This window comes from Terribacillus saccharophilus, from assembly GCF_046592595.1.
Taxonomy (GTDB): domain Bacteria; phylum Bacillota; class Bacilli; order Bacillales; family Amphibacillaceae; genus Terribacillus; species Terribacillus saccharophilus_C.
On record NZ_JAWVPF010000014.1, the window covers coordinates 1 to 14,911 of the forward strand.

Annotated in this window: 15 protein-coding genes; 4 read left to right on the plus strand and 11 right to left on the minus strand. The window is 43.4% G+C overall.

Annotation, left to right across the window (positions count from 1 at the left end):
• The first annotated feature begins 26 nt into the window (after window positions 1–26).
• Complete coding sequence (locus SFC25_RS17730; protein WP_411216537.1) at window positions 27–1,706, plus strand: DUF262 domain-containing protein; 1,680 nt, start codon at window positions 27–29, stop codon at window positions 1,704–1,706.
• Window positions 1,707–1,800: 94 nt separating this feature from the next.
• On the opposite strand, the gene queF is transcribed toward SFC25_RS17730, so the two are convergent.
• From queF to argC, 7 genes are all read right to left on the minus strand, one after another.
• Window positions 1,801–2,298, minus strand: a complete 498-nt coding sequence (queF, locus tag SFC25_RS17735; protein ID WP_095221154.1) for a preQ(1) synthase — start codon at window positions 2,296–2,298, stop codon at window positions 1,801–1,803.
• A 41-nt stretch (window positions 2,299–2,339) separates the two neighbouring features.
• The gene (gene rbsK / locus SFC25_RS17740) at window positions 2,340–3,230 is read right to left on the minus strand and encodes a ribokinase (RefSeq protein ID WP_411216538.1); all 891 of its coding nucleotides are present in this window, start codon (window positions 3,228–3,230) and stop codon (window positions 2,340–2,342) included.
• A gap of 13 nt (window positions 3,231–3,243) precedes the next feature.
• Entirely contained in the window at window positions 3,244–4,140 is an 897-nt protein-coding gene (purU, locus tag SFC25_RS17745) for a formyltetrahydrofolate deformylase (RefSeq protein WP_411216539.1), read from the minus strand.
• Window positions 4,141–4,263: 123 nt separating this feature from the next.
• Complete coding sequence (gene argD / locus SFC25_RS17750; RefSeq protein WP_411216540.1) at window positions 4,264–5,442, minus strand: acetylornithine transaminase; 1,179 nt, start codon at window positions 5,440–5,442, stop codon at window positions 4,264–4,266.
• On the minus strand, window positions 5,435–6,235 hold the full coding sequence (argB, locus tag SFC25_RS17755) for an acetylglutamate kinase (protein WP_411216541.1): 801 nt from the start codon (window positions 6,233–6,235) through the stop codon (window positions 5,435–5,437). The genes argD and argB overlap by 8 nt, the downstream gene beginning before the upstream one ends.
• 13 nt (window positions 6,236–6,248) lie before the next feature.
• On the minus strand, window positions 6,249–7,472 hold the full coding sequence (gene argJ, locus SFC25_RS17760; RefSeq protein WP_411216542.1) for a bifunctional glutamate N-acetyltransferase/amino-acid acetyltransferase ArgJ: 1,224 nt from the start codon (window positions 7,470–7,472) through the stop codon (window positions 6,249–6,251).
• 14 nt (window positions 7,473–7,486) lie between these two features.
• Window positions 7,487–8,524 carry an N-acetyl-gamma-glutamyl-phosphate reductase gene (gene argC / locus SFC25_RS17765; protein ID WP_411216543.1) on the minus strand — a complete coding sequence of 346 codons (1,038 nt, stop codon included), beginning with the start codon at window positions 8,522–8,524 and terminating at the stop codon, window positions 7,487–7,489.
• A 434-nt stretch (window positions 8,525–8,958) separates the two neighbouring features.
• On the opposite strand from argC, the gene SFC25_RS17770 reads away from it, so the two are divergent.
• Window positions 8,959–9,213 carry an HPr family phosphocarrier protein gene (locus tag SFC25_RS17770; protein ID WP_411216544.1) on the plus strand — a complete coding sequence of 85 codons (255 nt, stop codon included), beginning with the start codon at window positions 8,959–8,961 and terminating at the stop codon, window positions 9,211–9,213.
• 32 nt (window positions 9,214–9,245) lie between these two features.
• Here the strand turns inward: SFC25_RS17770 and SFC25_RS17775 are convergent, their stop codons facing one another.
• Window positions 9,246–10,193 (minus strand): fumarylacetoacetate hydrolase family protein, encoded by a 948-nt coding sequence (locus tag SFC25_RS17775; protein WP_411216545.1) that lies wholly within the window; start codon window positions 10,191–10,193, stop codon window positions 9,246–9,248.
• 96 nt (window positions 10,194–10,289) lie between these two features.
• Between SFC25_RS17775 and SFC25_RS17780 the strand changes: the two genes are divergently transcribed.
• Together SFC25_RS17780 and SFC25_RS17785 are read left to right on the plus strand one after the other, a co-directional pair.
• Window positions 10,290–11,222, plus strand: coding sequence for a nucleoside hydrolase (locus SFC25_RS17780; RefSeq protein ID WP_095221170.1), 933 nt, complete (start codon window positions 10,290–10,292; stop codon window positions 11,220–11,222).
• A gap of 130 nt (window positions 11,223–11,352) precedes the next feature.
• On the plus strand, window positions 11,353–12,144 hold the full coding sequence (locus SFC25_RS17785) for a histidinol-phosphatase HisJ family protein (protein ID WP_411216546.1): 792 nt from the start codon (window positions 11,353–11,355) through the stop codon (window positions 12,142–12,144).
• On the opposite strand, the gene SFC25_RS17790 is transcribed toward SFC25_RS17785, so the two are convergent.
• The 3 genes from SFC25_RS17790 to motA all read right to left on the minus strand — a co-directional run bounded on the left by SFC25_RS17790 (window position 12,136) and on the right by motA (window position 14,677).
• Window positions 12,136–12,942, minus strand: coding sequence for a hypothetical protein (locus tag SFC25_RS17790; RefSeq protein WP_411216547.1), 807 nt, complete (start codon window positions 12,940–12,942; stop codon window positions 12,136–12,138). The two genes, SFC25_RS17785 and SFC25_RS17790, sit on opposite strands and share 9 nt — an antisense overlap.
• Before the next feature lie 131 nt (window positions 12,943–13,073).
• The gene (gene motB / locus SFC25_RS17795; protein ID WP_411216548.1) at window positions 13,074–13,886 is read right to left on the minus strand and encodes a flagellar motor protein MotB; all 813 of its coding nucleotides are present in this window, start codon (window positions 13,884–13,886) and stop codon (window positions 13,074–13,076) included.
• The gene (motA, locus tag SFC25_RS17800; protein WP_095219186.1) at window positions 13,883–14,677 is read right to left on the minus strand and encodes a flagellar motor stator protein MotA; all 795 of its coding nucleotides are present in this window, start codon (window positions 14,675–14,677) and stop codon (window positions 13,883–13,885) included. The genes motB and motA overlap by 4 nt, the downstream gene beginning before the upstream one ends.
• Between the last annotated feature and the right edge of the window lie 234 nt (window positions 14,678–14,911).

Below are 14,911 nucleotides of genomic sequence, written 5' to 3' on the forward strand. Positions count from 1 at the left end.
AGTCATAAATAAAGAGGAGAATTTAATTGGATAAATTCCTAGAAGCCAGAGGGTTAACATTAGATAAATACCTAGATATTTCATATGGATTAATGAAAATCCCGTATACTCAAAGACCATACGAATGGAGTAAAGTTCAGATATCAAGGTTATTCTACGACTTTTGCAATGTATATGAAAACAAAGTAGATCAACATATACTAAACTTCATAACTCTTTATAAGGAAAAAGGTAATATAAATATATTCGATGGACAGCAAAGAACTGTTTCCATATATATAATATTATGTGCGCTTCTAAATAAATTAAAAGATATACCTGATGCAGATTTGGAGTTTATCAAAGGTATCGAAAGTAGTTACATTGTTAAGAAGAATTTTAGAACAAAAGAGATACAATATAAACTAACGTTTGAAAAGAATTCTACAAATGATTTTTTCAGGAAATACGTAATATCTGGTGACATAATTCCTAATGATCTGATACTCACGGATCAAGAGAAATCGTTAAAATCAAATTACCTTGAGATAGAAAATCTAATTAGCAAATCACTCGGGAAAATTAATTTAGAGAATCACCTAATAAATCTAATTAATGCTATCCTAGACAAAGTTCATGTCATTGTTTTAGAGACATCAAGTGAAGACATCGCTAACCAAATGTTTGAAACATTAAATAATACAGGCAAGAAAATTGCTGATTTTTATGTTCTTAAAAATCAATTGGTACGTATTTTAGGCGAAAATAATATGGTGAGAGATTGGGATTCTATAGAAAATAACCTTGACGGGATTAGCAAAAACAAATTCTTAACAGCCTATGTTTCTGTATTCAATGGAAAAACGTCTGAAAGCGGTGTTTTCAAGGCAATAGAAAAATCGAAAAAGGTAGCAGATAAGGAAACTGCTCTAAAGACTTTGGCCGAGTTAAGGATTGCTGCCGAAAGGTATCTATATCTACAGTCACCTCGCATAAGACAATCCAGTGATACAACGTCTTTAGCAAGATTCGAATATCTTGTTGAAACCTTAACAACCTTATCTACTAACCAGTATAAACCTGTAATATTAGCAATGGAACTCAATAAATTTAGCCTTCATGATATAAATATAGTATTAGAAAAAATATTAAATCTTCATATAAGAAATATCTTTATATCTCAAGAACCTCCCAATAGCCTAGAGCATTTCTATCCAGCTCTTGCTAAAGATATATATACATTAAATTTAGATTTAGATTCTATACAAAACGAAATAAATAGTATGACTATTTCTGATTCAATGCTGAAACAAAAGTTCCTGACAAGAAGTATAAACTCCGAAAAAGAGAAAAAAATTATTCGATATATACTAAGAACAATTTACAACTTTGAGAATAGCAATGAGGTAGTTATCTTTGATAATGCTCAACATGTCAACTTAGAGCATATACTTCCTCAACAACCTGATGAGAATAGTGCATGGTCTCTTACTTTTCCTGATGAAGACGTAAGGTCAATTTATACTACTTACATCGGTAATCTCACTTTATTACTAGGCACTAAGAATAGCAGTGCTGGTAATGCTGATTTTGATGTTAAAAAAGAAAAATATAAAGAGAGCAATATATCCCAAAATAAAACCATTGCTGAAAATCACACATGGAACAAGGAAGCAATAGACAGCAGAAGTGAGCAGCTATATTCAGTTTTTTCTAAAATTTGGTAGGTATGATGTACAATAAATTATCTCAATAGAATAAACTAGTATTTCATTAAACAAAAAAAGGGAGTGTCATATCTGGCACTCCCTTTTAAAACACTTATCTATTATCCACTTTCTCCGGATACATATCATGGTTCATCATGCGATGATCAGCCATTTGCTCATACTTCGTGCCTGGACGGCCGTAGTTGACGTATGGATCGATGGAGATTCCGCCGCGTGGTGTGAACTTGCCCCATACTTCGATGTAGCGTGGGTTCATCAGTTCTTTCAGGTCGTTCAGGATGATGTTGATGCAGTCTTCATGGAAATCACCATGGTTACGGAAGCTGAATAGATACAGCTTAAGCGATTTGCTTTCCACCATCTTTTCGTCCGGGATATAGCTGATGTATACCGTACCGAAGTCAGGCTGGTTTGTGATCGGACATAGCGTCGTGAATTCCGGGCAGTTGAATTTCACGAAATAATCACGGTAAGTGTGTTTATTATCAAAGGTTTCGAGAACCTCAGGTTTGTAATCGAAATCGTACACATTGTTTTGGTTGCCAAGCAATGTTACGTCTGTCATTTCTTCAGGATTTCTTCCTGCCATTTTGTATTCCTCCTTGCTCCTTTTTACACAAGCGTTTCTTATTATAAAGGATTTTCTCTGTTTTGTCTCATAAAGGCAATGACCTCAGCATCAGTTGGCATTCCGGCCTGTGCGCCGTGTGATCCTATTTGCAAGGCAGCGGCTGCATTTGCATAGCTGCAAGCTTCTGCCAGCGGTCTGCCACTAGCAAGCTTCAGGGCCAGTGCCGCATTGAAAGTGTCACCTGCACCTGTTGTGTCGACTGCTGCGACAGGGAATGCCGCCACTTGTCCGCCACTGTACAAAACGCCTTCCTCCCCTTTTGTAATGACAAGTTTATCAGGAAATTTCTTTAACGCCTCTTTCGTATCCTCAAATAGGATTGCTGCTTCAGATTCATTCGGCGTAATGAAAGCAGCTTGATTAATAATGTCATCAGGAAGCGGCTGTGCTGGAGCTGGATTAAGTATGTAAGGTACGCTAGCTTCTTTACAGCACGCTGCAGCTGCTGCTACTGTTTCTAACGGAATCTCCAGCTGGATAAGGACGATATCACTGTTTTGGATGACATCCCCTTTCGCCTCTATATAATCTGGCGTTAGCTGGAAGTTGGCACCAGGAATGACAGTAATACTGTTATCTCCATCCACTACTTGAATGACAGCCACACCAGTTGATGTGTCGGCTCTTCCAATATGCTCGGTGTCTACACCTTCCCGCCGGAGAACCTGCGTCAATTCATCTCCAAAAGGATCCTGGCCGACCATGCCGATCATCGCAACATCTGCTCCAAGCCGTGCTGCAGCTACGGCTTGATTAGCTCCCTTGCCGCCAGGAAAGGTCTCGAAACGCTCCCCAAGTACCGTTTCCCCTGCTGCCGGGCGTTTAGCTGAAGTAGCTGTCAAATCCATATTGAGACTGCCGATTATCGTTATTCTCGGCTGCTGCGACATAGCTAGTCCCCCTTTAAAATACGATTGTTTTATTGCCGAAGACAATTACCCGATCATCTATATGCCATTTAATCGCACGCATAAGCACGCTGCGCTCAACTAGACGTCCGACACGTTTCAGATCTTCTGCTTTATCCTTGTGATTGACCCGATGGATGTCTTGTTCGATGATCGGACCTTCATCCAAATCAGAAGTTACATAATGGCTTGTTGCACCGATCAGCTTCACGCCGCGATCAAAGGCACGCTCATACGGTTTTGCACCAATGAAGGCTGGCAGGAAGCTATGATGAATATTAATGATTTTATTCTTATAATTCTCCAGGAATCGAGGCGTCAGGATCTGCATGTACCTCGCGAGGATGACGGTATCGATATTATATTGTGCCAATAGCTCAAGCTGCTGGTTCTCGGCTTGCTGGCGGATATCTTTGTTAGCCGGAATGTGATGGAAAGGAATATTGTGCGCTTCTGCCAGTTCCTTCGCGTCTTCATGATTGCTGACAATAACCGCAAGATCAGCCATGAGATTTCCGCTTTGATATTCCCAAAGAATCTCCTGCAGGCAATGCAGCTCTTTTGAGACAAAGAGTGCTAGTTTCTTCAGATCACGAACGCGCACAAGCTGCCATTCCATTTGAAAATAGTTCGCTATTTGCTGGAATCCATGCTCCAGCTGATGCTGTGTGTCACCATCTTGCTGGCACTCGAATTCAATCCTAAGGAAGAAGCTCCCTCCATCAGGATCTGTTGTATATTGGTTTGATTCCATGATATTTGCTTGCTGTTTATACAGAAACTCGGAGACTGCAGCCACAATCCCCGGCTGATCAGGACAGGAAATGACGATCCGATATCTGTTTTCATTCTGCTGCTGGAAAGCTTTGATTTTTTCATAATGTACGGCCATGACTAACCTCCTAATATTCTTCTATCTTAACGATTGTATCTTGTTTCTACAACAGGAATTCCGACAAAAAAATACGATTCCAAATGATTGGAATCGTATGTATTGTATGAGCAGAGAGAAGCTTTATTCACCTGCAATCTGTTTCAGTGTTTCAATACAGAAATCAACTTCCGCTTTATTTGTATTGAGCGGCGGCAATATCCGAAGTACATGCTCTCCAGCTACCATCACGAGCAAACCGAGATCCCTAGCCTGATTGACTAGTTCAATTGCTTTCCCTGTCGTACCAAGACCTAGCAGCAGCCCTTTTCCGCGTACATCTGTAAATGCACGTGAACCAGCTGCGATTTTCTCCAGTTCACTGCGGAAGTAGTCAGCAGTCTCTTGTACTTCAATAAGAAATTGAGGATCTGTAATTACTTCCAAAGTCGACTTGCCGGCTGCTGCTGCAACCGGGTTGCCTCCGAATGTGCTGCCATGACTGCCGGCTTCAAATGCCGCTGCTGCTTTGCCCGTTGCCAGCATAGCCCCGATTGGAATACCGGAAGCAAGTCCTTTTGCCGTAGTCAGCACATCTGGCTCCAGCTCGTACTGCTCATAAGCATAAAGCGTACCGGTACGACCAACTCCAGTTTGTACTTCATCCAGCATAAACAGTACATCGTTCTCCTTACAAAGTCGCTCCACTTCCTTTACCCAAGCAGGCTCAGCCGGGATGACGCCGCCTTCTCCTTGGACAAGCTCCAATAATACGCCGCATGTATCCGGACCAATCAGCTCATCAAGTGCTTCCATATCATTATAAGGAAGATGACGGAATCCTTTTGCCAGCGGGGCAAAATACTTTTGGATCTTCTCCTGACCAGTTGCAGCCAATGTCGCCAATGTCCGGCCGTGGAACGACTGACTGAAGGTGACCACCTCATAAGCTGAAGTTCCTTTTACCTTCTGGGCATAGCTTCGTGCCAGTTTGATTGCCGCTTCATTTGCTTCCGCACCACTGTTGGCGAAGAATACTTGATCTGCAAATGTGTGGGCGGTCAAAAGTTCCGCTAATTGCTCTTGAACCGGTATCCGATATAGGTTGGAACAATGCCAAATGGTATCCAGCTGTTCTTTGACAGCTTCTTTGACTGTTCCGGGGGCATGACCTAAATTGCATGTAGCGATTCCCGCAGTATAATCGAGGTATTGCTTGCCGTCAGTATCCCAGACATAGCTTCCTTCTCCTTTTGCGATAGAGACTGGGAATCTGCTGTAAGTAGGCATGACAGAAGATATTGCTGTATTTGTTTCAGACATGATGGGCCTCCTCCGATAATGTTATGGTAGTGCCTGTAACTTTGCCTTCGACTAATTGCAGCAAGCTGTCATCAGACAGTCCGTTGACAATCGTGACTTTTCCGGCACCATGCTCCAATGCTTCGAGTGCTGCCCGTACTTTCGGGATCATCCCGTCCTTAATCAGCCCTTCAGCCATCATTTGCTTCAATTCACTGTCGGTTACATTCGTGAGCATCTGCTTCTGCCCATTCACTTGTCGATAAATGCCAGGGATGTCACTTATAAAACACAGCTCTGCATTCAAAGCTCTAGCAATGGCCGAGGCAGCCAGGTCAGCATTTATATTGAAGCGTGAATTGCCCTCCCCGCCAGCAAGCGGAGAAATAACGGGAATATTATCCTGTAAGACAATCTGCTCGATGAGCGCAGTATTTACTTCTGTTACATTACCAACAAGTCCGAGTTTATCCGCATTTGCAACTGGCTCCGCATAAAGCAGCTTACCGTCCAGACCGCTGACACCATATGCATCCGTTCTGCTCATCAGCTTCCGTACGAGAAACTTATTCACAGCCCCGCTAAGCGCCATCTCGACAACATCAAGCACCTCTTCGGTCGTCACGCGCAATCCATCGACGAATTCCGTCTTCACCCCTGTCTGCTCCAGCAGCTCATTGATCAGCTTGCCTCCACCATGGACGATGACAGGCTTCCAATCACCCTGCTTTTGAATGGCAGCAATATTATCATAGAAGTTATCCGGCAGTTGGTCGATGATACTGCCGCCGCATTTTATAATTAGAAAATTCATTTCGCCGCCCCCTTTATGTCCGGTAAGAAGCGTTGATTTTGACGTAATCGTAAGACAAATCACAGCCCCAGGCAGTCGCTTCCGCGTTACCTTCCTGCAGATCGATCGTGATCACGACAGTGTCCTGCTTCAAGTTTTCGCTAGCTTCCACCTCATCGAATGATACGGGCGTTCCTTCCTGTACGACCAATACATCCCCTAGCCAAACGGAGATTTTATCAGGAGAGAAGGTTGCACCGCTATAACCGGCTGCTGTAATGATTCGGCCCCAGTTTGGATCCGCTCCATAAACTGCTGCTTTTACCAGACTGGAAGCGACTACCGACTTTCCGATTTTCCTTGCCTCTTCTGCTGATTGCGCTTGCTGGACACGGATTTCAACAAGCTTTGTCGCACCTTCTCCGTCACGTGCGATTTTCTTGGCCAGCTCCTGTGATACATATTGGAATGCCGCGCAGAATTTCTTCCATTCCGGATGCTTTGGATTCAGTTCCTTATTGCCTGCTTTTCCGTTTGCCAGAACAAGCACCATATCATTTGTGCTCGTGTCTCCATCTACTGTGATCATATTATAAGACTGATCCGTCGTTGTCTTCAGCTGCTGCTGCAAAACATCAGCCGGAATGACTGCGTCTGTTGTCACGAAGGCAAGCATTGTAGCCATATTCGGATGAATCATGCCAGATCCTTTGGCAGCCCCGCCAATCGTGATCGGTATACCATCAATTTCTACACTGACGGCAAGCTGCTTTGTACATGTATCTGTCGTGAGGATAGCTTGAGCGAAATCATCCGCTTCGCCATCTGTTTCGATTGCTTGAATACCTGTCATCACTTTATCCATCGGAAGCTGCACGCCAATCAGCCCAGTTGATGCTATTGCTGCATGCTTGACTGAAATACCGACTTGTTCCGCAAACGCTTGGCGCATCGTATATGCATTTACCAAACCTTCCTTGCCTGTGCAAGCATTCGCGATACCGCTATTCACAAGGAGCCCTTGCAGCTTTCCGTCTTCCAGGATGCTCTCTTCTGTTACAAGAAGCGGTGCAGCTCGGAAGGCATTCAACGTATAAACGCCTGCAGCAGAGGCAGGAACTTCTGAATAGACCCATCCCAGATCAAGTTTGTTATGCTTGCGGATACCGATAGGAGCTCCACCGGCCTGGAATCCACTCGGACTGGTGATATTGCCATTTTCAATAACTGTATATATCGCCTGTTCTGTCTTTATCATTTGTTCCCTCTCCTTTATGGATAAACCGGCAGCATCCACAGACCTGCAGTCTGCTCCCAGCCTTGCATGATATTCATATTCTGGATGGCTTGGCCTGCCGCTCCTTTTACCAGATTGTCGATAACCGATACAATCGTCAGCCTGTTTGTCCGCTTATCCAGATGCAACCCGATATCACAGAAATTGCTTGTGGCTACTTCTTTTGTTGCCGGCCATTCTCCTTGCGGTCTGATTCGTACAAATGGGTGGGATTTATAATAATTTTCATATGATTGCAATAATTCAGCTTCTGATAAGTCTGTTTTAACATCTGTATAAATGGTAGCAAGGATTCCCCTTGTCATCGGCACGAGCTGTGTGGAAAAGGTGACCGGCTGCTGCGCACCGCCGACTCCTGCCAAAACCTGCTCTATCTCTGGGATGTGCTTGTGTGCACCTAATTTATAGGCTTTCATGTTTTCATTTATCTCACTATAATGCGTAACAGAGCTCAGTGACTTACCCGCTCCGGATAGTCCTGATTTGGCATCAATGATGATGGAAGATGGATCAATCAGACCATTATGTACCGCCGGCAGCAAACCAAGCAAAGAGGCAGTCGGATAACAGCCAGGATTAGCCACAAAAGCTGCTCCTGCAATCTCTTCCCCATTCAGCTCAGGCAGTCCGTAGACCGCTTTTTCCAACTGGTCAGCTGAAGCCGCGTCCAGCTTATACCATTCCTTATATACTGCTGGATCCTTCAAACGGAAATCACCTGCTAAATCGACACAGCGGATCCCTGCTTCCACAAGCTCAGGAAGAAAATCCCTGCTCACCCCGGGCGGAGCAGCAAAAAATGCGAAGTCCACTTTTTCCCTCAATACTTCAATATCAAAAGTCTCCATTGTTCCTTCCACAAACCCATCTGTATGCGGATATAATGCAGTCAATGAATTCCCTGCATTTGAATGAGAGATAATTGCTTTCACTTCTGCATATGGATGTATATGCAAAAGTCTTAGTAATTCTACCGCTCCATAACCTGTACCGCCTATTATTGCGACTTTCACAAAAGTAACCTCCTATAAACAAGTACGAATTAGTTAGTAATTATACTTCATTGTGTATTTTTATTCAATAGGTAAGCTGAAAATTATAAACTTGCTGCACTCTCTCTCCTCCCCACGCTCATAAGTATATATACAATGACTTTTCAGGATTATATTCCTTACCTTTGTGTGCTTATATTATTTATTCACAGGATGGGAACATGTGAATATAAAAGTCTTAATACCAGACTATTTACAGTGATCTGGTATTAAGGATACGAAAAGACAGCTGTATTCGCGGTGATACTCTTTTATCAAAATCATTGCACTAGCTGTACAATATGTTATACTGCAATCAAGTAATGTTGTAAGCGCTACCAATAAGTTAATCTTGCACTTTTCTGCTACTGCTGTAAAATTTGGTGTGGCAAACTTCCAGACAAAGGAGAATGATTATGCGATCAAAGAAAACACTCATCCATGCTGCAGTAGATATCAATCAGACTGCAAACCAGTACAAATCAAGTATCGTATTAGTAATGGATAACAAAGTGGTAGATGCTAAAAGTATGCTTGGACTTTCCAACAGTGTACTGACATCTGATTTCTTCCGCTTGGAGATATATGGTGAGGACGCTGAAGAGGCGAAGAAAGCAATGCGGGATGTATTCCTAAGTAATGGCTTGCCCGTTGAAATCAGCAACAAATAAAAAGACAGCTTCGGAATCCGAAGCTGTCTTTTCTATTGGATTCGTGATGGCTTCGGAATGATTTTGTTCCGAAGTTGACCAATACCTTCAATCTCAATCTCAACAACATCTCCATTTTTTAGGAACTGCGGCGGATCCATCGCGAATCCAACACCATTTGGCGTTCCTGTCATGATGACATCCCCTGGTTCCAATGTCATGATGCCTGAGATGAAAGAAACCAAATGTGGTACTGAGAAAATCAGATGTTTTGTACTGGAATCCTGTCGTTTTTCTCCATTCACAAACGTTCGGATCGAAAGATTGGATACGTCCTCGATTTCTTCCGTGGTGACAAGATGCGGACCCATCGGGGCACTGCGATCTAGTGTCTTTCCTTGAAGGAATTGCGGAGTCCGGCGCTGCAAATCGCGTGCAGACACATCATTGGCAATAGTATACCCAGCTATGTAGTCCATTGCCTCGCTTTCTGTTACCTCTTGCGCCCTTCTCCCGATTACAACAGCCAATTCTCCTTCATAGTCCAACTTCTCCGTCAGCTTGGAATGATATACACCTTGGTCATGCGCACATACAGCATTGGCAAATTTACCGAAAAGAACCGGATAATCCGGCAGGTCCCGTCCCATTTCTTCAATATGGTCTTTATAGTTCAATCCAACACAAATTATTTTACCGGGTTTCGGCACAGGGGCTCCAAGTATGATCTCTTCTGCTCTAAACTGAACCTCCTCCAGCCCTTCTGCAAGCGCAAATGCCTCCGCTCGGAATGCACGCTTCATTGCTTGCGGCCCCATACTGTAGAAAGCATTCGGATCGGCAGGGAGCAAACTTTCGACTGTCATCGCCAAATCTATCTCGCTTTCTGACAGCAAGTAATGCCGGTACGCTTCTTGCAAATCGATGATACGCCCTTCCACTCTGCTTCCGATTCGATACGGATTAAGGTCTCTGCCAACTTTATAAGCTACTAGCTTCATCCAAACCCTCTCCTTTTTGCGAATACTCAAAATTGACTCTCTCTTTCTATGATATAGTAAGAAAGTCAGACAGCATAGAAGAAAGGGAGTCATAAAATGAAAAACGTTTATTTGAATCATGATGGCGGTGTCGATGATCTGATTTCGCTATATCTTTTACTGAAAATGGAGAATGTGCGCCTTATCGGCTGTTCCGTCATTCCAGCAGATTGCTATTTGGAACCTGCACTGTCAGCAAGCCGGAAAATCAATGATCGCTTCGGCAATCCGGACGTACTCGAAATTGCTGCTTCCACTTCCCGAGGTAAAAATCCGTTCCCGAAAGACTGGCGCATGCATGCCTTTTTTGTTGATGCTTTGCCAATTTTGAATGAACATCTCCCTGTGCGCACAAAGGTTGCCGAAAAACCTGCCCACTTGGATATCATTGATAAATTGAAAGCTCAGGAAGAGAAAACGACTCTCATTTTCATCGGACCACTGACTGATTTGGCACGAGCATTGGAAATGGATCCGTCTATTGAACAGCATATCGAGAAGCTTGTATGGATGGGCGGCACATTGCTTCCAACAGGGAATGTGGAAGAACCAGAACACGATGGTACAGCTGAATGGAATGCCTTCTGGGATCCAGAAGCGATGGACACTGTATGGAAAAGTGACATACTAATTGATATGGTAGCGTTGGAAAGTACAAATCAAGTTCCTTTGACTGTGGATATCCGCGAGGAATGGGCACGCAACCGTAAGTATGAAGGTGTGGATTTTGTAGGTCAGAGCTATGCTGCAGTACCGCCGCTCGTACACTTCGAAACGAATTCGACTTATTATCTGTGGGATGTACTTACAACAGCTTCTGTGGGCAATAGTTCCTTAGTAAAAAAACAGTCTGTTCATGTCAGTGTAGAAGCTGATGGACCATCACAAGGCCGTACATACGAGGATAAAAACGGGAAAGAAATTCAATTGGTTCATGATGTGGATCATGATGCTTTCTTCTCCTACATCCTGTCTTTGATGAAAGCATAATACACCGTAGTTTCATATAATTGGTATCGCATATATACAATAAATTTGTTATACTATTCCGGGGTTGTTATCCACATGTGGATAACCTAATACGTACGAACGGAAAGAAGGCAGATTAGAGATTATGTATATGGATTACCATCATCACACGAATAACTCAATCGATTCCAAAGCTGTTATGCAGGACGTGTGCGAAGAAGCGATCAGCAAAGGAATCAAAGAAATCTGTTTCACCGAGCATTTTTCCGTAAATCCATCTGCGCCAACATATGGTCATATGGATTTCGCCAAATATCAGCAGGATATCAAAGACTCTCAGGATTCTTATGGTAACCAGCTGACGATCAAAATGGGAATTGAGCTCTGCGAACCGCATCTTATGATGGATGTGTATCAATCAGAGCTCAGCTCCATTCCATTTGATTTCATCATGGGATCTGTTCATAATATCGGCAACCAGAAGCTCCGTCTTCATCTTCGTGAGAATGAAGACACTTTTTACAATGACTATTTCGCAGAAATGTACAAGCTCGTATCGGATGCCGATATCGACGTACTTGCTCACATCGATTTGATGAAGCGATATGCAGTCCAAGAAGGACATGACGTTTATCCATTTGAACAACATAAAGATCAAATTGCCGCGATTTTAGAGAAAGCTATACAGCGTGGAATCGGTATCGAAATAAACACATCCGGATTGCGGAGCTCTTTGAATGAGGCTTTGCCCACACCGCAGATTGTTTCTCTTTACCATGATCTTGGCGGTAAGGTCTTGACGCTTGGCTCTGATTCCCATAAAGCGGATACTGTCGGAGCAGGTATAAAAGAGGCAGCACAAATTGCCAGACAATGCGGATTCACTCATATCTGCCAATTTGATAAACGCGAACCCCGAGCTGTGCCTTTACCTTTAAGCTAATACTTTCTTTTCATTACGTAGCTTCTGCTTGATGAAAGCTTTAAATTGCTCATCCTGACGGTCCGGCACCAATGCTGGGTTGTCAGGATTTTGCATATAGGATTCTTCTTCACTCCATAATTCTTTCCTGAGCACCCGCAGTCTTACATAATACGTCATCAGCTTCAGATCAAGCCACATTTCTTCTTTGAAGAACTCAAATACTTCGGCCTGACTTGCTGTTGTCTCCTCTTTCTTCTGTGCGATCGTATATTGTGCCTGTACGATCTTATTCAGGTGCTCTTCCATCACTTCCTGTTCAGCAAGTGTGAATGTTCCCTTGCTGATTGTATCGTTCATCAGTTTCTCGGCTTCTGCTGTATGGTTCAATATGGCCTGCTGCTCCTGCCGAATTGTATCCAACAGATCAAAAAATCTGGAAAATGCCTGCTGGATGATGTCGGTAGCAAGACGCATAACATTCTTCTCCACAGCCTCAAGCAGCTGACGAAAAGAATGATAGCGCGTGTCGGTCAGTTTTACTCCATCATCTGAGGTCAACCTCCGAATCATCTGCACACTGGTCATATAACTATAATAACGGGCAGCCAGATCCTCCACTTCATGCTGTGCAGGTACCCTGCCGTCCTCTGCAATGAGAAGCCGTTCATTGCTTGGCATAAATGTAAAATAATAGTGCACTGGTATGTTATTATCCTTGCAGACAGCAGGACATACATCCATACGTTCATCATCCTGCTTCCGATTGCGCTCGGCCGCTTCACTCACCTGCTGCGGTAACGACTCTTTCGTAATCATCCGAATTCCTCCGTTCTGTCCTGACTATATCTAGTATTTCACAAATTTACCTAACTCAATCCTACCTTATTTCCCTATTATTATGTAAGCATTTTCATTTCATACGAAAAATAACAGCCCCTAAAGGACTGTTATTCTGTTTCAGCTTCTCGAGGCAAAATCAATACTTCCACTCGGCGGTTCTTTTCCCTGCCTTCTGCTGTATCGTTTGAAGCGATAGGCTTGTATTCTCCGTACCCTTTTGCACTGAACCAGCGCGGATCAAGCTTATCGTTTTCCAATACAACCTTCATGAAATTGACGGAACGCATTACACTGAGCTCCCAGTTGGAATTGTATGTTGATGTACTGATCGGCACATCATCGGTATGACCACTGATGATTACTTCCCTCGGCGGGTCCATTACAAGCAAGTCCGAGATCTCCCTTGCAATCTCCTCATCACTGACACTGACCTCACTGCTTCCTGAATGGAATAAGACATTATCATTGATTGTCAGCAGCAAGCCTTCATCAGTCAGGTCGGTAGAAAATTTATCACTAAGATCTTCATCCTTGATATATGTCTCAATTTTCTCTTGGATTTTCTTAAGCTCTTCCTGTTCTGCCGCTTCCAAATCAGCATCATTGGCTTTCTCTTTATCAGCCTCTTCGGTTGCAACTGACTCTTCTTTCTTTTCTTCCTCATTATTCTGATCAATAACAGTTGAACTAGTATCGTTTCCTGGTGTCATGCTTGTATTGGATTCCAATAATCCTTCTCCGCCATGCAATATACTGCTGAAAGAGTCAGATATTTTAGCGAACTTCTGCGCATCGATAGAGCTGGTGGCGAACAAGACAATGAAAAGCGCCAGCAGCAGGGTCAGAAGATCGGCATACGGAAGCAGCCAGGATTCGTCCACGTGTTCTTCATGCTTTTTGTGCTTGCGCTTCCGACTCATACTGCCACTTCCTCTTCCTCAGCCTCAGCAAACTCAGCTTTCTCCTTACTTGGCAAGTAAGCAAGCAGCTTCTGTTCAAGCATACGCGGAGTCTCACCTTCTAATATGGAAAGAATACCTTCCACCATTAAAAGCTTGTGCTGTACTTCCTGCTGTGTTTTCCGTTTTAATTTGTTGGCAATCGGGTGGCAGATAACATAGCCTGTGAAAATCCCCATCAATGTAGCAACAAAGGCTGCAGCAATCGCGTGACTTAATTTATCGATATCGGAAATGTCACCAAGCGCTGCAATAAGACCGATAACAGCTCCCAAAACCCCGAGCGACGGTGCATAAGTTCCTGCCTGCGTGAAAATGGAAGCACCAATCGCATGCCGATCTTCCAACGCATCAACTTCTTCATTCAAGACATTGCGGATATATTCAGGTGATTCTCCATCAACAGCCATGCTTAATCCGTTGCGAAGAAAATCATCTTCTACATCACGAGCACTGTTCTCCAATGCCAGCAGTCCTTCTTTCCGGCTGATCTGCGACCATTCCGAGAACATACGAACAAGCTCCTTTGTATCGAATTCCTGTTTATTCTTAAATACCACACCAAGCAGCTTAGGAAATCGTTTCAATTCATTTCCCGGGAACGCTAGTACAACAGAAGCTGCTGTACCTACAATGATGATCAGAATGGCAGCAGGGTTAATAAGTGCTGCAGGACTTACACCCTTCAGTACCATACCGACTCCGACGGCGACTAAGCCCAATATAACACCAATGATTGATGATTTATCCATATTTTCCAGTCTCCTAAAAAAGTTTGATTACCTTTAATATCGGTTGCAATTTTAAAATCTGTAAGCTTTTTAATAAACTTTACGTTTCTTTTCCTACAGAGAAGGTTATCAGTAACAAAAGTGTCATAATTATATTCGACAGTATAGTCTGCGGCCTTTTACCTAAGCTAAAAACAATACATTAGACACAGTTGGCAGGAAGACACGTGACAAAGGTGGTGTTTGTTTCTGTTG

Excerpts from the sequence above, each read along its gene's own strand:
- queF (WP_095221154.1), bottom strand. The coding sequence starts at position 2,298 with ATGGCAGGAAGAAATCCTGAAGAAATGACAGACGTAACATTGCTTGGC.
- rbsK (WP_411216538.1), bottom strand. The coding sequence starts at position 3,230 with ATGTCGCAGCAGCCGAGAATAACGATAATCGGCAGTCTCAATATGGAT.
- purU (WP_411216539.1), bottom strand. The coding sequence starts at position 4,140 with ATGGCCGTACATTATGAAAAAATCAAAGCTTTCCAGCAGCAGAATGAA.
- argD (WP_411216540.1), bottom strand. The coding sequence starts at position 5,442 with ATGTCTGAAACAAATACAGCAATATCTTCTGTCATGCCTACTTACAGC.
- argB (WP_411216541.1), bottom strand. The coding sequence starts at position 6,235 with ATGAATTTTCTAATTATAAAATGCGGCGGCAGTATCATCGACCAACTG.
- argJ (WP_411216542.1), bottom strand. The coding sequence starts at position 7,472 with ATGATAAAGACAGAACAGGCGATATATACAGTTATTGAAAATGGCAAT.
- SFC25_RS17770 (WP_411216544.1), top strand. The coding sequence starts at position 8,959 with ATGCGATCAAAGAAAACACTCATCCATGCTGCAGTAGATATCAATCAG.
- SFC25_RS17775 (WP_411216545.1), bottom strand. The coding sequence starts at position 10,193 with ATGAAGCTAGTAGCTTATAAAGTTGGCAGAGACCTTAATCCGTATCGA.
- SFC25_RS17780 (WP_095221170.1), top strand. The coding sequence starts at position 10,290 with ATGAAAAACGTTTATTTGAATCATGATGGCGGTGTCGATGATCTGATT.
- SFC25_RS17785 (WP_411216546.1), top strand. The coding sequence starts at position 11,353 with ATGGATTACCATCATCACACGAATAACTCAATCGATTCCAAAGCTGTT.
- SFC25_RS17790 (WP_411216547.1), bottom strand. The coding sequence starts at position 12,942 with ATGATTACGAAAGAGTCGTTACCGCAGCAGGTGAGTGAAGCGGCCGAG.
- motB (WP_411216548.1), bottom strand. The coding sequence starts at position 13,886 with ATGAGTCGGAAGCGCAAGCACAAAAAGCATGAAGAACACGTGGACGAA.
- motA (WP_095219186.1), bottom strand. The coding sequence starts at position 14,677 with ATGGATAAATCATCAATCATTGGTGTTATATTGGGCTTAGTCGCCGTC.